This window comes from Rhodanobacter sp. FW101-FHT13A11 (assembly GCF_058790335.1).
In genome coordinates, this window is the sequence record NZ_JBYTCN010000003.1 from 68,282 (window position 1) to 86,989 (window position 18,708).

19 protein-coding genes and 1 pseudogene are annotated in these 18,708 nt (G+C 66.5%); 7 read left to right on the plus strand and 13 right to left on the minus strand.

Features of this window, described 5'->3' with window-relative positions; all coding sequences use genetic code 11:
- Position 1: 1 nt before the first annotated feature.
- The gene (locus AC3WRN_RS04685) at positions 2-1,486 is read right to left on the minus strand and encodes an amino acid permease (RefSeq protein WP_492622100.1); all 1,485 of its coding nucleotides are present in this window, start codon (positions 1,484-1,486) and stop codon (positions 2-4) included.
- A 162-nt stretch (positions 1,487-1,648) separates the two neighbouring features.
- Between AC3WRN_RS04685 and AC3WRN_RS04690 the strand changes: the two genes are divergently transcribed.
- Positions 1,649-2,200 (plus strand): NUDIX hydrolase, encoded by a 552-nt coding sequence (locus tag AC3WRN_RS04690; protein WP_492622101.1) that lies wholly within the window; start codon positions 1,649-1,651, stop codon positions 2,198-2,200.
- A gap of 67 nt (positions 2,201-2,267) precedes the next feature.
- Here the strand turns inward: AC3WRN_RS04690 and AC3WRN_RS04695 are convergent, their stop codons facing one another.
- The 5 genes from AC3WRN_RS04695 to parE form a co-directional block, all read right to left on the minus strand.
- The gene (locus AC3WRN_RS04695) at positions 2,268-2,789 is read right to left on the minus strand and encodes a 3-hydroxyanthranilate 3,4-dioxygenase (RefSeq protein WP_492622102.1); all 522 of its coding nucleotides are present in this window, start codon (positions 2,787-2,789) and stop codon (positions 2,268-2,270) included.
- Positions 2,790-2,888: 99 nt separating this feature from the next.
- A complete protein-coding gene (locus AC3WRN_RS04700; RefSeq protein ID WP_407071420.1) occupies positions 2,889-3,467 on the minus strand; it encodes a fasciclin domain-containing protein in 579 nt (192 codons plus the stop codon).
- A gap of 132 nt (positions 3,468-3,599) precedes the next feature.
- Positions 3,600-4,325, minus strand: a complete 726-nt coding sequence (locus AC3WRN_RS04705) for an anti-sigma factor (RefSeq protein ID WP_492622103.1) — start codon at positions 4,323-4,325, stop codon at positions 3,600-3,602.
- A complete protein-coding gene (locus tag AC3WRN_RS04710; protein WP_068090479.1) occupies positions 4,322-4,879 on the minus strand; it encodes a sigma-70 family RNA polymerase sigma factor in 558 nt (185 codons plus the stop codon). Before AC3WRN_RS04710 ends, AC3WRN_RS04705 begins: the two co-directional genes overlap by 4 nt.
- A 104-nt stretch (positions 4,880-4,983) precedes the next feature.
- Positions 4,984-6,873 carry a DNA topoisomerase IV subunit B gene (parE, locus tag AC3WRN_RS04715; protein WP_492622104.1) on the minus strand — a complete coding sequence of 630 codons (1,890 nt, stop codon included), beginning with the start codon at positions 6,871-6,873 and terminating at the stop codon, positions 4,984-4,986.
- Positions 6,874-7,191: 318 nt separating this feature from the next.
- Between parE and AC3WRN_RS04720 the strand changes: the two genes are divergently transcribed.
- Genes AC3WRN_RS04720 through AC3WRN_RS04735 form a run of 4 tightly spaced genes read left to right on the plus strand, consistent with a single transcriptional unit; the run spans position 7,192 to position 10,210 of the window.
- On the plus strand, positions 7,192-7,434 hold the full coding sequence (locus AC3WRN_RS04720; protein ID WP_492622105.1) for a hypothetical protein: 243 nt from the start codon (positions 7,192-7,194) through the stop codon (positions 7,432-7,434).
- A 19-nt stretch (positions 7,435-7,453) separates the two neighbouring features.
- Positions 7,454-8,623 carry an AlbA family DNA-binding domain-containing protein gene (locus AC3WRN_RS04725; RefSeq protein ID WP_492622106.1) on the plus strand — a complete coding sequence of 390 codons (1,170 nt, stop codon included), beginning with the start codon at positions 7,454-7,456 and terminating at the stop codon, positions 8,621-8,623.
- A 10-nt stretch (positions 8,624-8,633) separates the two neighbouring features.
- Positions 8,634-9,377, plus strand: coding sequence for a HipA family kinase (locus AC3WRN_RS04730; RefSeq protein ID WP_492622107.1), 744 nt, complete (start codon positions 8,634-8,636; stop codon positions 9,375-9,377).
- On the plus strand, positions 9,374-10,210 hold the full coding sequence (locus tag AC3WRN_RS04735; RefSeq protein ID WP_492622108.1) for a DUF3037 domain-containing protein: 837 nt from the start codon (positions 9,374-9,376) through the stop codon (positions 10,208-10,210). The genes AC3WRN_RS04730 and AC3WRN_RS04735 overlap by 4 nt, the downstream gene beginning before the upstream one ends.
- A 104-nt stretch (positions 10,211-10,314) precedes the next feature.
- Here AC3WRN_RS04735 and AC3WRN_RS04740 read toward each other — a convergent pair whose 3' ends face one another.
- Together AC3WRN_RS04740 and msrA are read right to left on the minus strand one after the other, a co-directional pair.
- The gene (locus AC3WRN_RS04740) at positions 10,315-12,162 is read right to left on the minus strand and encodes an ABC transporter ATP-binding protein (protein WP_492622109.1); all 1,848 of its coding nucleotides are present in this window, start codon (positions 12,160-12,162) and stop codon (positions 10,315-10,317) included.
- Positions 12,163-12,274: 112 nt separating this feature from the next.
- The gene (gene msrA, locus AC3WRN_RS04745) at positions 12,275-12,979 is read right to left on the minus strand and encodes a peptide-methionine (S)-S-oxide reductase MsrA (RefSeq protein ID WP_492622110.1); all 705 of its coding nucleotides are present in this window, start codon (positions 12,977-12,979) and stop codon (positions 12,275-12,277) included.
- 130 nt (positions 12,980-13,109) lie between these two features.
- Between msrA and AC3WRN_RS04750 the strand changes: the two genes are divergently transcribed.
- Positions 13,110-13,925, plus strand: a complete 816-nt coding sequence (locus tag AC3WRN_RS04750) for an arylamine N-acetyltransferase family protein (protein WP_492622111.1) — start codon at positions 13,110-13,112, stop codon at positions 13,923-13,925.
- Between the two features lie 123 nt (positions 13,926-14,048).
- Here the strand turns inward: AC3WRN_RS04750 and AC3WRN_RS04755 are convergent, their stop codons facing one another.
- The 3 genes from AC3WRN_RS04755 to AC3WRN_RS04765 are packed head-to-tail and all read right to left on the minus strand — an operon-like array spanning position 14,049 to position 15,165.
- The gene (locus AC3WRN_RS04755) at positions 14,049-14,294 is read right to left on the minus strand and encodes an RNA-binding S4 domain-containing protein (protein WP_492622112.1); all 246 of its coding nucleotides are present in this window, start codon (positions 14,292-14,294) and stop codon (positions 14,049-14,051) included.
- A 20-nt stretch (positions 14,295-14,314) separates the two neighbouring features.
- Positions 14,315-14,755, minus strand: a complete 441-nt coding sequence (locus AC3WRN_RS04760) for a barstar family protein (RefSeq protein WP_492622113.1) — start codon at positions 14,753-14,755, stop codon at positions 14,315-14,317.
- A complete protein-coding gene (locus tag AC3WRN_RS04765; protein WP_492622114.1) occupies positions 14,752-15,165 on the minus strand; it encodes a guanyl-specific ribonuclease in 414 nt (137 codons plus the stop codon). Before AC3WRN_RS04765 ends, AC3WRN_RS04760 begins: the two co-directional genes overlap by 4 nt.
- Before the next feature lie 160 nt (positions 15,166-15,325).
- Here AC3WRN_RS04765 and AC3WRN_RS04770 point away from each other — a divergent pair.
- Positions 15,326-16,884, plus strand: a pseudogene (locus AC3WRN_RS04770) (POT-type proton-dependent oligopeptide transporter).
- An 84-nt stretch (positions 16,885-16,968) separates the two neighbouring features.
- Here the strand turns inward: AC3WRN_RS04770 and AC3WRN_RS04775 are convergent.
- Both AC3WRN_RS04775 and AC3WRN_RS04780 read right to left on the minus strand, forming a co-directional pair.
- Entirely contained in the window at positions 16,969-17,802 is an 834-nt protein-coding gene (locus tag AC3WRN_RS04775; RefSeq protein WP_492622115.1) for a DUF72 domain-containing protein, read from the minus strand.
- Positions 17,799-18,593 carry a phosphatase PAP2 family protein gene (locus AC3WRN_RS04780; protein WP_492622116.1) on the minus strand — a complete coding sequence of 265 codons (795 nt, stop codon included), beginning with the start codon at positions 18,591-18,593 and terminating at the stop codon, positions 17,799-17,801. The genes AC3WRN_RS04775 and AC3WRN_RS04780 overlap by 4 nt, the downstream gene beginning before the upstream one ends.
- Positions 18,594-18,708: the final 115 nt, after the last annotated feature.

Consider the following 18,708-nt stretch of genomic DNA (forward strand, 5'->3'; position numbering starts at 1 on the left):
ATCAGTCCGACTCGATACCGCGGGCCAGGTTGCTCTTGCGGTAGCCGTACAGGAGGTAGACCACCAGGCCGATGGTGCCCCACACGAAGAAGGTGGTGATGGCCTTCTCGGACAGGTTGAGGAACAGCAGCAGGCAGCCGATCACGGCCAGCGGGCAAACCAACCACGGCAGCGGGGTGCGGAACGGGCGCGGGCGGTCGGGCTGGGTGCGGCGCAGGATCAGCACGCCCAGCGCCACCATCATGAACGCGAACAGCGTGCCCGAATTGGTGATGTCGGCCAGGATGCCCACCGGGAACAGCGCGCCGAACAGCGACACGAAGGTGCCGGTAATCAGGGTGATGACATGGGGTGTATGGAAGCGCGGATGGATCTTCGCCAGTGAACTCGGCAGCAGGCCGTCGCGCGCCATGGTGAAGAAGATGCGCGTCTGGCCGTAAGTCATGGTGAGGATCACCGACGGCAGAGCGATGCTGGCGGCGAAGCCGATCAGGTTGCCCAGCTGGTCGTGATGGAGCAGGCGCAGCACGTGGGCCAGCGCCTCCTTGCTGCACACCAGTGCCTGCGAACTCTGGCAGGCTGCCGCGAATTCCGGGGTGCCGGGCTGCAGCGCCACGCCGTCCGGGCCCAGCATGGGCTGCGCCCCCACCGATCCCACCGCGGCGTAGCTCACCAGCAGGTAGAACACGGTGCACACGCCCAGCGAGCCGATCAGGCCGATCGGGATGTTGCGGTTCGGGTTCTTGGTTTCCTCGGCCGCGGTGGAGACGGCATCGAAACCGATGTAGGCGAAGACGATGGAGGCTGCTGCGCCGAGCACGCCGAGGCCACCCATCGGGCTGCCCCAGCCATTGGGAACGAAGGGCTTGAAGTTCGGATCCTTCGCCGCCGGCAGCGCGATGAAGATGAAGACGATCAGTGCGGTGATCTTGATCAGCACCAGCACGGTGTTGACCTTGGCCGACTTCGAGGTGCCGATCACCAGCAGAAAGGTGACGGCCAGGCCGATCAGGCAGGCCAGCAGGTTGAAGCTGCCGCCGTCCATGGGTCCCACGCGCAGGAACGTGGGCAGGCCATAGCCGGCATGGGCCAGCAGTCCGTTGACGTAGCCGGCCCAGCCCACGCAGACCGTGCTCGCCGCGATGGTGTATTCCAGCACCAGCGCCCAGCCCACCACCCAGGCGGCGCTCTCGCCGAGCACGCCGTAGGTATAGGTGTAGGCCGAGCCGGCCACCGGCACCATCGAAGCCAGCTCGGCGTAGGCGAGCGCGGCGAGCGCACAGACCACCGCCGCGATCACGAAGGAAACCATCATGCCGGGGCCGGCCTTCTGGCCCGCTTCCGCGGTGAGCACGAAGATGCCGGTGCCGATGATCGCGCCGATGCCGAGCATGGTGAGCTGGAAGGCGCCGAGCTGGCGGGTGAGGCTCTTCTTCTCGGCCGTGGCGATGATCTGATCGATCGGCTTGATGCGCTTGAACAGCATGCAGTGGCTCCCCGGGAAACGACGACGTCGCGCTCGAACGAAAACGCGACGAAGATGGACGCGAGAGCCGACGGACGGCCAACCATAGCGGAGCGTCTGGAGGGGTACAAGTTGCGATGCAGCTAGAATAGGCGAGGTTCCCCGCAGCCCCTGCCACAAGTCATGCCTCCCTTTCTTCCCCCACTTGCCGCTGCGCTGGACGACTATCTCGCACGCCATCCGGAGGAGTTCGAGGTGGTTGCCGACTTCGATGTTTTCCTCGCCTCGCATGCAGCGGTGTTCGAACGCAGCCATGCCGTGGGCCACTTCACCGGCTCGGCCTGGCTGGTGAGTGCGGATGGCGAGCGCGTGTTGCTGATGCACCACCGCAAGCTGGATCGCTGGCTGCAGCCGGGCGGCCATGCCGATGGCGACGCGGACCTGGCGCGGGTGGCATTGCGCGAGGCGCAGGAGGAAACCGGCGTGGCCGGCCTGCGCATCGAAGGCGGCGTCTTCGACCTCGACCGGCACCGCATCGCGGCCCGTGCGAACGAACCTGGACACTGGCATTACGACGTGCGTCATGTGGTGCGCGCGGGAGCGGACGAGCGCTTCACGATCAACCAGGAATCCCGTGCGCTGGCGTGGCGGGCAGTGAGAGACGTGGCTGCCGACGACGGCCTCGACCCCTCGTTGCGGCGCATGGCGCGCAAGTGGCTGGGGCGCTTGCTGTAGGAGCGCACCCTGTGCGCGATGCTCTGATGTTGATCAGAGCCAAGAGCATCGCGCACAGGCTGCGCTCCTACAGGTACTTCGCCGGCGCGGGGTTGAGGTGGCCGCAGGCGCTACAGGTGCGCGATTCGCGCGAGCCGTAGAAGCGGTCGAACACCGGCGGGAAATCGTGCTCGATGCTGTCGAGCACGAAGTATTCCTCGTACAGCTGGTGGTTGCAGCGCTCGCAGAACCACAGCAGGCCGTCCTTTTCGCCGGCGGTGCGGCGGCGCTCGATCACCAGCCCGATCGACGCCGGCATGCGCTGCGGCGAATGCGGCACGCGCGGCGGCAGGTAGAACATCTCGCCGGCGCGGATCGGGATGTCGCGCGCGTGGCCCTCGTCCTGCACCTTCAGCACCATCTCGCCCTCGATCTGGTAGAAGAACTCCGGGCCTTCGTCGTGGTGGTAGTCGCTACGCGCGTTGGGACCGCCCACGATCATGACGATGAAGTCGCCGTCGACGATGCACTTGTTGCCCACCGGCGGCTTCAGCAGGTGGCGGTGCTCGTCGATCCAGCGCTGCAGGTCGATGGGCGGCAGCAAGGCCATGGTGGCGGTTCCCGGAAAAGTGGCGAACACCATAGCGCTGCCGCAACTGCAAAAAAAGCCGCCCTGGCGGGAAGCCGGGCGGCTGGCGACATGCCGGGCCTACGGCATCAGTACCTTGTCGATCACGTGGATCACGCCGTTGGACTGCATCACGTCGCCGATGCTGACGTGGGCGACGTTGCCCTTGTCGTCGGTGAGCGCCCAGCCGTCGCCGTCCCTGCTCGCGGTGATCCAGTCGCCCTCGACGGTCTTCAGCCTGGCCTTGCCGCCACTGGCGGCGACCTTGGCCGCCAGGTCGTGCGCGGTCAGGCGGCCGGCCACGACGTGGTAGGTGAGGATCTTGGCGAGCGTGGCCTTGTTCTCCGGTTTCAGCAGGTTGTCGACGGTACCGGCGGGCAGGGCGGCGAACGCCTCGTCGGTCGGCGCGAACACGGTGAACGGACCGGGGCCCGACAGCGTGTCGACGAGGCCGGCGGCCTTCACCGCGGCGACCAGGGTGGTGTGATCCTTCGAGTTGACCGCGTTCTGGATGATGTTCTTCGACGGGTACATGGCCGCGCCACCGACCATGACGGTTTTCTCCATGCTCATCGGGCCGGCCATGGCGATCGGCGTCACGGCCGCCGCGGTCAATGCCAGCGCCAGGCCGATGGCAAGGGTGTGCATGTGCTGTTGGATCTTCATTGTGTTCTCCAGTGGTGTCCGCTTCGCGGATCGGAAGCGCATGGAGATACGGGGCGGCGATGTCGCCGGATGCAGGCGGAACGAAAAAAGACGCAGCCGGCGACGGCCCGGTGCGCAACCGTGAGGTCAGGCGCCGCCGATCGCGCCCTTGGCCACCACCGGGCCGGTGGGCTGGCCGGTGGGTGAGCCGCCGCTCGGTTCCACCGAAACGGCCAGCAGGGCCCTGGTATCGAGGCGCGCGAGCAGATCGGCGCGCAACGCGATGGACGTGGGTCTGTCGCGCGCGATCACCCCCAGCGAAATGGGCTTCTCCCCCGGCGGGATCAGCCACAACTGGGGCGTGCGTCCCGGCGCAAGCGCAACCGGTGTGGCCGGCACCACGATCATCCTTGCGTGCTGCAGGTCCATCGTGGCGGTCCAGCCGGTGACGCCGTTGTCCTGTTCGATGGCAGCGGCCATGTAGCCGGCACGGGTCGTGGTTGGCACGGCCGCCCGGTGCGGTTGCACCAGCATGACCACCACGCTGGCCGCCGCCACCACGCTGGCGCCGAGGCCGAGCCAGCGCCACAGGTGCAGGTTGTTCCACAGGCTGGGGCGCGGTCGTGGCGCCGCCGGCGCGGCGAGCTGCAGCGCATCGTGGATCCGTGCCCAGACATAAGGTGCCGGAGTGCTCGCCTCGACTTCGTCGGCGAGCGGCGCCAGACGGCGTTGCCACGCGGCGACCGCGGCGGCGGCCTGCGGGTCGTCGCGGATTTCCCGCTCCACCGCTGCGCGCGCAGCGGCATCCAGCACGCCGAGCACGTACTCGGCATGGCGCAGGTCGTCGTCGCGGTGGTCGGCGGGTGTGTTCATTGCTCCAGGCACGTGCGCAATTGCAGCAGGCTGCGGCGGATCCAGCTTTTCATGGTGCCCAGCGGTATCCGGCAGCGCGCCGCCAGTTCGTTATACGTCGCGCCGGTGAAAAAGGCTTCACGCACGGCGCTGCGCTGGCGCGGCTCCAGCGCATCCAGGCATCGTTGCAGGCGCTGGTGCTCCTGGCTGGTTTCGGCGTCGGCGGCCGGCGTGGGTTGGCCGTCGGCGGTTTCTTCCAGCTGCAGCGGGTCCAGTTGTTCCTCGCGATGCTGGCGCAGCCGATCGATCGCCTTGTTCCGCGCAAGCGTTACCAGCCAGGTGATCGCGCTCGCCTTGCCGTCGTCGAAACTGGCGGCGCGGCGCCACACCGCGATATAGGTTTCCTGCAGCACTTCTTCGGCTTCGCCGCGTTCGCGCAGCATGCGCAGGCACACGCCGAACAATTTCGACGAGGTGCGTTGGTACAGCGCCGCGAATGCCTGCTGGTCGCCGCGGCCCGCACGAATCAACAGCTCGTTGAGTTCCTCGCGTGCGGCGGGGCTGCCGGCGCTCACGGGTTTGCGGCCCCGCTTTCGGGAAGGCCATGGGCAGGCTGGGCGGGGAGCGTCATGCCGTCAGCATGAGGGCTGCGTGGGACGGCGGCAAGCGGCCCGGTCATTCAGACTTCCAGTGTCGCCAGGTCGCCCTTTTCTTCCAGCCAGGACTTGCGGTCGCCGGCGCGTTTCTTCGCCAGCAGCAGGTCCATGATGCGCGCGGTGCCGTCGCCGTCGTCCACGGTGAGCTGCACCAGCCGGCGGGTGTCGGGATGGATGGTGGACTCGCGCAGCTGCGGCGGGTTCATCTCGCCCAGGCCCTTGAAGCGGGTGGTGCTGATCGCGCCCTTCATCTTCTCGCGCTCGATCCGCTGCAGCATCGCTTCCTTCTCGCTTTCGTCGAGGCAATAGAACACCTGCTTGCCCACGTCGACGCGGAACAGCGGCGGCATCGCCACGAACACGTGGCCCTCGCCGACCAGCTTCGGGAAATGCCTGAGGAACAGCGCGGACAGCAGGGTAGCGATGTGCAGGCCGTCGGAGTCGGCGTCGGCGAGGATGATCACCTTGCCGTAGCGCAGGCCGGACAGGTCGTCCTTGCCCGGGTCGCAGCCGATCGCCACGGCCAGGTTGTGCACTTCCTCCGAGGCCAGCACCGAGGTCGATTCGACTTCCCAGGTGTTGAGGATCTTGCCGCGCAGCGGCAGGATCGCCTGGAACTCCTTGTCGCGCGCCTGCTTGGCGCTGCCGCCGGCCGAATCGCCCTCGACCAGGAACAGCTCGGTGCGGCTGAGGTCGGTGGCGGTGCAGTCGGCCAGCTTGCCGGGCAGTTGCGGGCCCTGGGTGATCTTCTTGCGGACGACCTGCTTGGCGGCCTTCAGCCGCGCGCTGGCGCGCTCGATCGCCAGCTGGGCGATCCGCTCGCCCATCTCCACGTTCTGGTTGAGCCACAGGCTGAAGGCATCGTGGATGACGTTCTCGACCATGCCGGCGGTCTGCCGCGAGGACAGCCGCTCCTTGGTTTGGCCGGCGAACTGCGGATCCTGCAACCGCGCCGACAGCACAAACGACAGCCGCTCCCACACGTCTTCCGGCGCCAGCTTCACGCCGCGTGGCAGCAGGTTGCGGATGTCGCAGAACTCGCGGACCGCGGTGGTGAGGCCCGAGCGCAGGCCGTTGACGTGGGTGCCACCCTGCGCGGTGGGGATCAGGTTGACGTAGCTCTCCTGCACCAGCTCGCCTTCCGGCAGCCAAGCCAGCGCCACCTCCAGGCCTTCGACGTCGCGCGCCATGTGGTGCACGAACAGCTCGTTCGGCAGCGCCTCGATGCCGTCGAGTTCGCCGCGCAGGTAGTCGCGCAGGCCGTCCTCGTAGTGCCACTCGACGACTTCGCCCGAGGCCGCGTCGGTGAGCTTCACGTTGAGGCCCGCGCACAGCACCGCCTTGGCGCGCAGCAGGTGCTTGAGCTTGGGCAGCGAGATCTTCGGCGAGTCGAAATACTTCGCTTCCGGCCAGAAGCGCAGGGTGGTGCCGCTACGCCGCTTCGGCACCGTGCCGATCACTTCCAGCGGGCTGACCTTGTCGCCGTGAGCGAACACCATCCGGTATTCGGAGCCGTCGCGGCGGATCGTCACCTCGACCCGGTCGGACAGCGCGTTGACCACCGACACACCGACGCCATGCAGGCCGCCGGAGAAGTTGTAGTTCTTGCCGCTGAACTTACCGCCCGCATGCAGCCGGGTCATGATCAGCTCGACGCCGGAGACGCCTTCTTCCGGGTGGATGTCCACCGGCATGCCGCGGCCGTCATCGCTCACTTCCACCGAGCCGTCGTCGTGCAGTACCACTTCGATGGTTTTCGCGTGGCCGGCCAGCGCCTCGTCCACCGAGTTGTCCACCACTTCCTGCACCAGGTGGTTCGGACGGGTGGTGTCGGTGTACATGCCGGGGCGGCGTTTGACCGGATCCAGGCCGGAGAGGACTTCAATATCGGCGGCGTTGTAGCGACTGCTCATGCGTGTGTTTCGGATGGTTCAAGACGGCGAAGCATGGGGCGCGCGGGCAGGCAGGGTCAAGCCGCGGGCTGTCTCTCAAGTTGCGATCCATTGACCTACGTGACAGAGTTCCAGCACTGCAAATGGGGCGTTGGCCCAGGAATTGCGCAAACACAAGTCCTGGTGCGGGCGGAGCGATGAGCATGGAAGAAAAGCTGAATCCGGTAGTGACTGAGGCAGATACTTGCCGTGAGTACGTGACCCCGGGCCTGCAGCGGTCAGGGTGGTACGTCCCCGCACGCCATTGGCGAACAGCGCGCCATCACTTCCGGGCGCATCGTGTTGGTCGGCGGCAAGCCTCGTTGCGGCAAGCGGCGGCGAGCGGATTACATCCTTTACCTGCGCCGGAACTTCCCGATTGCCATAGTCGAAGCCAAGAAAATCGGCCTGCCGGCCGAGAATGGTGTTCAGCAGGCGCGCGAGTATGCGGAGATGCCGGGGCTGCGTTTTGCCTACGCCACTGCCATTTGTGCAGCCAACGCCGCCTTGCTGCCCTCCACCCTCGAACGCCTGTTTGTCTGACTCCCAAGGAAGCCACTCCGTGATCGGCAAACCTATCGACGAAGTTACCGAGACGGATTTGCGGCAGCTGATCGAAGCGGGCGCGCCCGAGAGCAGGCAGCTTGAGTACAAGCGGGAGCTGCCAGAAGCGAATGATAGCGGGGCCAAGAAGTTTCTAAGGGCGGTAACTGCTTTTGCCAATACACAAGGTGGCGAATTGATCTACGGCATGGACGCACCGGAGGGTATCCCGACGCAACTCGTTCCTTTGACGATCGCTTCCACCGACCTCGTGCTGCAGCGTCTGGAGCAGCTGTGCGCCAATGGTGTCGAGCCGAGGCTGATGGGCATCCGGTACAAGTTCGTTTCAATAGCCGAAGGCAACCACGCGTTGGTCGTGCGCGTCGCCAAGAGTTGGAACGCTCCGCATAGAGTTGCGGTGGGCGGACATGCCCACTTTTATGGGCGAAATGCGGCCGGTGCCTATCCGTTGGATGTCAGCGAACTGCGGCGGGCGTTCACGCTCTCTGAATCAGTAGCTGAGCGCATACGCTCCTTTCGAGCAGGGCGACTCTTGCTGCTGGGCAGTGGGGATGCGCCCGTCCCACTAGCGGATGGCGCGCGGGTCGTTTTGCACGTAGTGCCGTTGCAAAGCCTGACGAGTGATGTGTGCCTCGACGTGACATCACGCTCGCAACAGCAGCTGCAGTTGCTGCAGCAATTTGCGCCCCCAGGAGGTGGTGGTTTCAGTCAGCGATTCAATCTCGATGGGCGTCTTACCTACAGGCCTGTGCACGATGGAAAAGTAGATGCGCATACGCTCTTATTCCACAGCGGTATCGTTGAGGCTGTCCAGGTCTGGGAGGAGTGGGAAGGCGAAAAAGTCATTCCGAGCGTTGACTACGAGAAGGACATCCTTGACGCACTGAAGGCCTACCTCCCAGCCATGCAGGGACTCGGGATAGCGCCGCCTGCTTATGTCTTCCTTACGCTTCTAGGAGTTACGGGCCATCGGTTTGCAGTGAATCGACGAGTGGACAGAGATCAATACGCAGACCGCGATGCGCTAGTTATCCCAGAGATTTTGCTCGAAGACTGGGTAGTGGATCCCGCCGAGGCCATGCGGCCGATATTCGACATGGTCTGGAACGCCTTCGGCTACGAGCGATCCTTTAACTACGATCAGCATGGCCGCTGGTTTGGGCGCTGAGATTCAGGCCATGTCTATCGAACCGTTGCAAGTTGTCGAGATATTGGAGCGCAGCGAGCAAGGCGTGACACGCCCGTTTCTGTGTCGCTGTGATGACGGCAACTTGTACTACGTGAAGGGTCGTGGCGCTGGACGAAGCAGTTTGCTGTGCGAGTGGTTGGCGGGGCATCTGGCGCTGGCGTTTGGTCTGCCGGTGCCGCCATTCGCCATCGTGGAGGCACCGCAATCATTGGTCGAACTTTTTTCGGAAGGAGGGGAGCTTGGTGCGGAACCAGCCTTTGGTTCGCGGGTTGTGGCGCATACACAGGAATTGTCGATGTCGCATCTTGGCGACGTGCCTGCGCAGCTGCAGCGTGACGTGCTGATGTTTGACTGGTGGGTGCGCAATTCGGATCGAACGCTGACTTCTCTCAGTGGCAACCCGAATCTATTGTGGGACGCCGATACGAAGCAGCTGGTGGTGATCGACCACAATGTGGCGTTCGATCATGAATTCAGCGTTCAGTCGTTCAGCGTGACGCATGTGTTTCACCAAGAGGTTCCGAAGGTATTTCAAGACCTTGTGGAGCGATTGTCGTATGCCGAGCGACTGCATGCGGCGCTGGCAGCTTGGCCCGCTGCCTGCCAGAATGTCCCTGACGAGTGGTGGTTCGCAGATGAGGAACGCACGGTTCCTACAAACTTCGACCCAGACGCCGTACTGGCGTCACTGAACCGCTGCAGACACGAAGATTTCTGGAGGCTAGCACCATGAACAGGTTCGCCTGCCAATACGCGATCATCCGCTTTCTGCCCTATGCAGAAACGGGCGAGTTCGCCAATGTCGGCGTGGTGTTGGCATGCCCGGCGACGGGCTACTTCGGTGCGCGTCTGATGCCGGTCAAGAAGACCGGTCGCATCACCGGGTTCTTTGAACAGTTGGATCGACGCATCTACCGCGAGGCGATGGGTTATCTGAAAGATGAGTTGGATCGCCTTAGCGAGCTGGTACAAGAGCGAGGTACGGGAAACCAGAGTTTCGTGCAACAAACTTTTGCAGGGTTAACTCGGCCACGTGAGGCACTGCTGCGCTTTGGCGAGACCCGAGTGATTCTTGCCGAGCAGCCTGTGGACACCTTGAACCAGCTGTTCGCTACTGTGGTGGAAAGAGATTTTGCCAACAAGGCATATCACGATCAGATACTGATTCGTGGTGTTCGCGAAACACTGCGTAAGGCAAACCTGCGGGAGTATTTCCAGGAAGGCGACATCGGCAACGAGGATCTACACATCCACGTACCCTTTGTGCATAAGCGCGAAGGGCGAGCACAGCTAGCCATCAAGCCCATCGATCTCGCCAAGGATGTGCCGAATCTTGTGTACGAGGTTGGTGGCCGCTGGGTGGATCGGGTGCAGCGCATGCAACGGCATAACCTGCTTCCTGATGCCATGTTGTTCGCGGTGAAGATGCCGGACGCAAGGGTTGATCGTGCTCGTACGGCCGCCGACGAAATTATTGGCGACCTGCACAAGAACGGGATGAAGACTGCTGCGATCTTGGACACGGCCGCCATCACAGCGTTTGCCACTGGTGCGGTTGAAAACTGAGGCTGATACCAACGTTCGTCCTGCATTCCTGTCACGCTGAGCCCCAGCTATTGCATGCGGTACATTGCGGTGGGGCCCGCCAATGGCGGGTTCGACCTGAGGTCTCAGCGGTAGCCCTGCGCCTGCAGCGAGAACAGCTGCGCATAGTGGCCGCCCAGCGCCATCAGCTGCTCGTGGCTGCCGTGCTCGACGATGCGGCCGTCCTGGATCACGATGATCTGGTCGGCCATGCGCACGGTGGAGAAGCGGTGCGAGATCAGGATCGCGATGCGGTTGCCGGCCAGTTCGCGGAAGTGTTCGAAGATGGTCGCCTCGGCGGCGGCGTCCATCGCTGCGGTGGGTTCGTCCAGCACCAGGATGTCGGCGCGCGAGCGCATGAAGGCGCGGGCCAGCGCGATCTTCTGCCATTGCCCGCCGGACAGTTCGCGGCCGTCGCGGAACCACTTGCCGAGCTGGGTCTCGAAGCCGGCCGGCAGGCTGTCGATGAACTCGCTGGCCATGCCCTTGTCGCTGGCCTCGCGCCAGCGCGCTGCGTCCTCGAAGTGGCTGACGTCGCCGGCGCCCACGTTCTCGCCCACGCGCATCTGGTAGCGCGCGAAGTCCTGGAAGATCACCCCGATGCGCTGCAGCAGCGTGGCCTCGTCCCACTCGCGCAGGTCGGTGCCGTCGAGCAGGATGCGGCCGCTGTCCGGCGCGTACAGCCGGGTCAGCAGCTTGATCAAGGTGGTCTTGCCCGAGCCGTTCTGGCCGACCAGGGCCAATGATTCGCCGGGGCGGATGTGCAGGTTGATGTCGTGCAGCGTGGGCTCGCTCGCGCCGGGGTAGGTGAAGCCGACATGCTCGAAGCGGATGCCGTCGTCGGGTTTTGCGCCGCGTTGCGCGACACCCAGCGAAGGCGGCACCGGGGTTTCCAGGTATTCGTAGAGGGTCGACAGGTACAGATTGTCCTCGTACATGCCGCCGATCGCCGACAGCATCGCCGACACCGCCGACTGGCCCTGGCGGAACAGCATCAGGTACATCGTCATCTGGCCCAGCGTGATGCGCGCGACAACGGTGCTGGCGGCAATCCACGCATACGCGCCGTACAGCGTGAGCGTGCCGAGCAGGCCCAGCCCGAAGCCCCAGCTCTCGCGGCGCACGGTGAGGTCGCGGTCGTCGCGGTAGAGCTTGTCGAAGATGCCGCGGTAGCGGCCCAGCAGCAGCGGGCCGAGGCCGAACAGCTTCACTTCCTTGGCGTGGTCCTCGCGCGCCAGCACGGTTTCCAGGTACAGCTGCATGCGCGTTTCCGGCGAGCGCCAGCGGAACAGCCGAAACGCGTCGCCGGAGAATTTCGTCTCGGCGAAGAATGCCGGCAGCCCGGCCAGCAGCAGCACGGCCACCGCCCACGGCGAGAACTGCAGCAGCAGGCTGCCGTAGCTGAGCAGCGAGATCGCGTTCTGGCCCAGCCCGAAGGTGCGCGTCACCAGCGACAGCGGCCGGCTGGACGCCTCGCGGCGGGCGCGGGTGAGCTTGTCGTAGAACTCCGAATCCTCGAAGTGCGCCAGCTGCAGGGTCAGCGCCTTCTCCAGGATCATCACGTTGACGCGTTGCCCCAGTTGCGCGCGCAGCAGCGACTGGCACATCGACAGCCCGCGCTGCGCACCGGCCAGCGCGGCCACCAGCACGCCTTCCAGCGCCACCCATTCGAACACCGGCCGCAACGAGGCACGGCCGCTGGCGGTCCATGCCTTGCTGGCATTCACCACCGCATCGACGATGTGCGCGCCGACGTACGCCACGCCGGCCGGCAGCAGGCCGGCCACCAGGGTCAGCAGCGCCAGCGCGATGGTCAGCGGTTGGCTGGTGCTCCACACCAGTTCCAGCGCGCGCCCGCTGTAGCGGAACACGCCCAGGAAACTGCGGGTGAGTTCGGTCGATTCGGCGGGTTCGGCGGAATGGTGGGGCGGCACGTGGTGACGTCGTCAGGTCGTCGGCGCAGCTTGCGCGGAACTCCCGAGATGGGGGCTGTGCCGCTTCGCGCAAGACGGGGCGTGTCGCCCCGGGCATGTCGGTGCGGGCAAGTCAGTGCAGCCGGACTTCCACGACCTGCCGGTCCGGCTGGTACAGCGTCGGGAACAAGCGCTGCAGGCGCGCCACCTTTGGCGCGTCGTTGAAAACGATGTACGGGTTGTCCGGGTGGTGCTGGAAATAGTGCTGGTGGTACGCCTCGGCCGGGTAGAACGCCTGCAGCGGCACCAGCTGGGTCACGATCGGCGCGGGGAAGGCTTTGGCCGCGGCGAGTTGCGCGATATACGCGCCGGCGATGCGTTTCTGCTCGTCGTTGCCGTAGAAGATCACCGAGCGGTACTGGCTGCCCACGTCGGGGCCCTGCCGGTTCAGTTCGGTGGGGTCGAGCGCGACCGAGAAGAACACCTGCAGCAGCGTGCCGTAGCTGACCTCGGCCGGGTCGTAGTGCACCTGCACCGATTCGGCGTGGCCGGTATCGCCGTCGCTGACCTCGCCGTAATGCGCGCTGGCGGCGTTGCCGCCGGAGTAGCCGGCGATCACTTCATGCACGCCCTTGACGTGCTCGAACACCGCTTCGACGCCCCAGAAGCAGCCGCCGGCCAGCACCGCGACCTGCTCGCCGTGGACGGTGGCCTTCGGGGCATCGACCGTCGGCGCCGGGAGCGCGCCGCTGGCGGCGGACACCGGCTGGCACGCGCTCGCGCCCAGCATCAGCAGGGCGGCCAGCGACAGGACCTGGAATGTGCTGCGACGGATCATGCTGCGCCTCGCCGGAATGGTCATCGGGTGGTCCGATACCTGTCCTTCGCCGGCCGTGTGCCACCGGTTACCTGTACCGCATCGACCGGCCCGGTACCATCACGGCCAGTCGACCTTCAAGGAGCACGGAATGCACGGTTCCATCGACCTGGGCGCCTATCTGGGGCGTATCGGCTGGCGCGGCGACGTTGCCGTCGACGTGGCCACCTTGCGCGGCCTGGCGGTGGCGCACGTGGCCGCGATCCCGTTCGAGAACCTCAACCCGCTGCTGGGCCTGCCGGTCGAACTGGATACGCCGGCGCTGGAGCGGAAACTGGTGCACGACGGCCGCGGCGGCTACTGCTTCGAGCAGAACCTGCTGTTCGCCGCGGCGCTGCGGACGATCGGCTTCGAGGTGTCGGGGCTGATCGCACGCGTGCTGTGGCAGCACCCGGAAGATGCCGTCACCGCGCAGACCCACATGCTGCTGCGCGTCGATCTGGGCGGCGAAAGCTGGCTGACGGACGTCGGCTTCGGCAACCAGGTGCTGACCGGCGCCCTGCGCCTGCAGGCCGACATCGAGCAGCCGACCGGCCACGAACCGTTCCGGCTGGTCGTGCGCGACGGCGACTGGCGCCTGCAGTCGCTGGTGCGTGGACAGTGGCTGACGCTGTACCGTTTCGACCTGCGGCCCAGCCGGATGATCGACTACGTGGTGGCCAACCATTACGTGTCCACGCACCCGGCGTCGCGCTTCCCGAGCAACCTGATCGTGGCGCGCACCACCGCCGACCGGCGCATGAGCCTGCTCAACCACGAGTACACCGTGCGCCGGCTCGGCCAGGAGCCCGAGCGGTACGTACTGGATGGCGTGGCCGACATCCGCCACGCGCTGGAAGAAGAGTTCCTGTTGCGCCTGCCGCCCGGCGAGGCGCTGGACCGGCGCCTGGGTCAATTGCCGGGCTGACCCGTATCGCCGGGAAAGGTAGGAGCCCGCTCGCGGGCGATGCTCTTGCAGCCGGGATGACCAGACATTCGTCTGTTGAAAGCCGGGATTCGCAAAAGCAGGGCATCGCCCGCGAGCGGGCTCCTACCCGAGGCGCGTGTCGGCAGGGTGGGGATCAGCCAGCACGTGGATCTCCACGTCGTCGATGCCGACCACCTGGCCCGCGCGGATCTTGCAGGTCTTGCGCAGCTCCATGGCGCCGTCGACGCGCACCGCGCCGCTGGCCACGATCGCCTTGCCGGCGCCGCCGCTGTCGCACAGGCCGACCAGCTTGAGCAGCATGTTGAGTTCGACGTAGTCGCCTTCCAGTTCAAAGTCGATGGTTTGCATGGGTGTCCGGGGTGCGGGAATCAGGCGGCAAGGTGTTCGTCGAAAGCGCTGTCGGGCAGCGCCAGGAACGCGAACCACGGCAGGTCGCGCTCGCCGCTGAAGGTGGCGGCGTCGTCGAGGATGCCGAGCAGGGTGTTGTAGTCCGCCTCCGCAGCCTGCAGCAGTTGGTCGGCATGGTCGAACAGCAGCACGTAGCCCCAGGCCGGCATCCAGCCGAGATCGCGCAGGCAGTCGGCCAGCGCGTCCCAGTTGTGGCCGAACGTGGCGGGCAGCTGCAGCGATGCGGCGAGCCGGCGCAGCAGTTCGTCCTTGCCGTGGCAGCCGGCCAGGTCGGTGCGGCACACGCGCAGTTCCTCGCGCGCGGCGGCGCGGGCCAGCCGGTCCAGGTCGTCGGTGCCGACGAAGTACACCCCGTTCTGGCTGGAGCGGGTCAGGTCGAGGTCGAAGCCGTGCGCGTTCATCGGGCCGCCTCGAGGCGGCGGAAGCTGCGGTAGTGGTCGTCGGTGTAGTACCACACCACCGGCGGCGTGCCGCCAGTGATGATGCGCCGCGCGCCGCGGTTGCGCGCGCCCGGCGTGGCCACCGTGTATTCGTGGTAGTAGCCGCGCGGCTGTTTCGGCAGCAGGCCTTCATAGTTGCCGAACACGGCGCCGTCCTGGCTGTGCTCGAACGGGCCGCCGCGGGCGATTCGCTCCAGCGTGTCGTGCGCCTCGGGCGGCAACGCGTCCGCCGGGGAGGCCGTGGCCGATGCCTGGCTGGACGCGCTGGCGGTGGGCGCGATCCCGGGTTGCGGCGTGCTGCCGTGGCGGTTCCAGAGCGCCAACGCAACGATGATGATTGCCAGCAGGATCAGCGGCTTGAGTGGGCGCATGCAGACTCGTAGGTGGATGGATGCGGCGCGAGCTTAGCAGGGCGACGGCGGCCGGCGGTGCGATCGGGCTGAGGTTTCGGGGTTCCGCGATCGCAAGAAATTGCGCACACTGCGGGGTCGCGTGACGCCGAGACCGCGTCGCCCCGATCCGGAGTCGAGCATGAACACCAACCCCGAGCGCACCGCGGGCCGCCTGCCGCGGCAGATCGCGTACATCATCGGCAACGAAGGGAAGGCTGCGAGCGCTTTTCCTTCTACGGGATGCGCAACATCCTCACCCCGTTCCTGATCACCACCTTGCTGCTGTATATGCCCGAGGGGCAGCGCACGCTGGCGGCGAAGGACGTGTTCCATACCTTCGTGATCGGCGTGTACTTCTTCCCGCTGCTCGGCGGCTGGCTGGCCGACCGCTTCTTCGGCAAGTACCACACCGTGCTGTGGATGAGCCTGGTGTATTGCCTCGGCCACGCCTGCCTGGCGATCTTCGAGCACAACCGCCTCGGCTTCTTCACCGGCCTGGGCCTGATCGCGCTGGGCGCGGGCGGCATCAAGCCGCTGGTGGCGTCGTTCATGGGCGATCAGTTCGACCGGTCGAACAAACACCTGGCGAAGGTGGTGTTCGACGCGTTCTACTGGATCATCAACTTCGGCTCGTTCTTCGCCTCGCTGCTGATGCCGCTGTTCCTGCACCACTTCGGCGCGGCGGTGGCGTTCAGCATTCCCGGCGGCCTGATGTTCATCGCCACGGTGGTGTTCTGGCTGGGCCGCCGGCAATACGTGATGCTGTCGCCGCCGCCACCGGACCCCGACGCGTTCTCGCAGGTGCTGCGCACCGCACTGCTGACCCGCCGGCCCGGGCAGGCGCGGCCCGGTTTGTGGATCGCGGCCGCCGGCGTGCTGGTGGCGCTGGGCGGCTTCAGCCTGATCGGCTCGCTCGGCTTCGTGATCGTCGCCTGCCTCGCGCTGGTGGCGCTGATCGGCGGCGTCGGCGGCGGTGCCTGGCTGCAGATGGAGCGGGCCCGCGGCCTGCATCCGGACGCAGCGGTGGACGGCGCACGCAACGTGCTGCGCGTGCTGGTGATCTTCGCGCTGACCACGCCGTTCTTCTCGTTGTTCGACCAGAAGGCTTCGACCTGGGTGGTGCAGGGCGGCGAGATGAGCATGCCCGCGTGGTTCCACCCCGCGCAGATGCAGGCGCTGAACCCGCTGCTGGTGATGCTGCTGATCCCGTTCAACAACCTGGTGCTGTATCCGCTGCTGCGCCGCCTCGGCTACGAGCCCACCGCGCTGCGCCGGATGACCGCGGGCATCGCGTTCAGCGGCGTGGCCTGGATCGTGGTGGGCGGCCTGCAGGTGGTGATCGACGGCGGCGACCCGTTGTCGATCGTGTGGCAGGTGCTGCCGTACGCGCTGCTCACCTTCGGCGAGGTGCTGGTCTCGGCGACCGGGCTGGAGTTCGCCTACAGCCAGGCGCCGGCCTCGATGAAGGGCGTGGTGATGAGTTTCTGGAACCTCACCACCACGGTCGGCAACTTGTGGGTACTGCTGGCCAACGCGGCGGTGCGCAACGACGCGGTAACCGGCTCGATCGCGCGCTCGGGGCTCAGCGTCACCGCGTTCCAGATGTTCTTCTTCGCTGCCTTCGCGTTGCTTGCCGCGCTGGCGTTCGGCCTGTACGCGCGGCGCTATCGCGAGGTGGACAACTACCGCCCGGGCTGACGATCACTTGTAGGAGCGCACCCTGTGCGCGATAGCTTTTCGCCGCGTAACGGAAAACATCGCGCACAGGGTGCGCTCCTACAATCAGGCAGGCGCGTCGACGCGCGATTGCAAGGCTATCGCCGCGGCCGGGTTGCGGTGCTTGGCGGCGCTGATGAAGAACACGAACACGTCGCGCGGCGGCCCTGGCGGTAGCAGCGCGGCGGCGTGCGGCAACTCGGCGATGTCGTTGCCCGCGGCCCAGGCGCGCGCGTGGCCGGCCCAGCGGTCCAGTTCGGCGGGTGCATAGCCGGCGGGGTTGCCGTCCTCGCTGCGCATCAGCCGCGCGTAGGCGAAGTCGCCGGTGAGGTCGGCCAGCGAGGGGTAGTCGGGCGAGTCGGTGAACACGGTCGGCACGCGCTGCGCGCGCGCCAGTGCCACGTAGCGTGCGTCGATGAAGCTGGGGTGGCGTACCTCCAGCACGTGACGCAGCGGCTGGCCGTCCAGTTCGCGCGGCAGCAGGTTGAGGAAGGCGGCGAGGTCGTCGGCGTCGAACGACCGCGACGGCGGCAACTGCCACAGGATCGGCCCCAGCCGGTCGCCCATCTCGGCCAGTCCACCATGCACGAAGCCGCGGATGCCGTGGCCAGTGTCGGCCAGCCGCTTGCCTTCGGTGATGTAGCGCGGCGCCTTCAGCGAGAAGATGAAGCCGGTTGGCGTGTCGGCCGCCCACTTGGCGTAGGTGGCCGGTTTCTGCGCGCCGTAGTAGGTGCCGTTGATCTCGATCGCGCGCAGTTGGCGGCTGGCGTATTCCAGCTCGCGCCGCTGCACCAGCTTGGCCGGGTAGAAATTGTCGCGCCACGGCGCGTAGTTCCAGCCGCCGATGCCGACGCGGATCTGCGGGCCGTCGCGGCGGGTCGGGGCGAACAGGTCGTTCATGCGTGCCGCTCCGTCGTCGATTTGCCCAAGTGTTCGGCAGCGCCGATGCACAGCACCAGCCATGACGCACCGGCGGCGTAGCCGGCCACCACGTCGCTGAAATAGTGCACCTGCAGCAGGATGCGGCTGATCCCGACCACGCCGACCAGCAGCACCGCGGCGGCGATCACCACGCGATGGAAGCGCGGGGGCAGCAGGCGCAGCAGCACGTAGGCGAGCATGCCGTAGAACACGACGGAGCCGAACGCATGGCCGCTGGGGAAACTCCAGCCGCGCTCGACGATGTAGCCGTGGTCGTGCAGCGGCCGCACCCGCTGGAACAGCGCCTTGAGGCCGCCGTTGATCGGCAGGATGCCGAGCAGGGCGACTGCCCAGATGCCCGCCAGCCGCCCGTGCCGGCGCAACAGCAGAAGCAGGGCCACCACCGTCGCCGCCGGCGCCACCCACAGCAGGTCGCCGAGATGGGTGGCCACGGCGATGCCGCGCAGCGCCGGCAACGGCAACTGCGCGTGCAGGTTCTCGGCCAGGCCGGTGTCGAAGCGCGCCAGTTCGCCGGCCGGCTGCCCGGCGACCGCGGAGGCGATGGCGAGGAACAGCAGGGCCAGCGCCAGCAGCAGGATCAGCCCGACCTGCCAGCGCAGCACGGTCGGCGCATCGCCGCGGGCGAGCGCGTGGCGATGCCAGCGCGCGTTGCGCCGCCAGGCGAGGTCGCCGGCCAGCAGGACCAGCAACAGCAGCAGCGCCCACAGCCGCAGGGCGTGCGCGGCGATCCATTCCAGCGTGGGATCCATCGGTCTCCTCGGTCGGGCGCGGCCGTGGTGTGCGGCACGATGGCGCCATGATCGGGGTTGCCGCACGTGGCGTCGAGCCGGCCATGACTTCCAGCGCTGGTCCCGCACCCGGTTT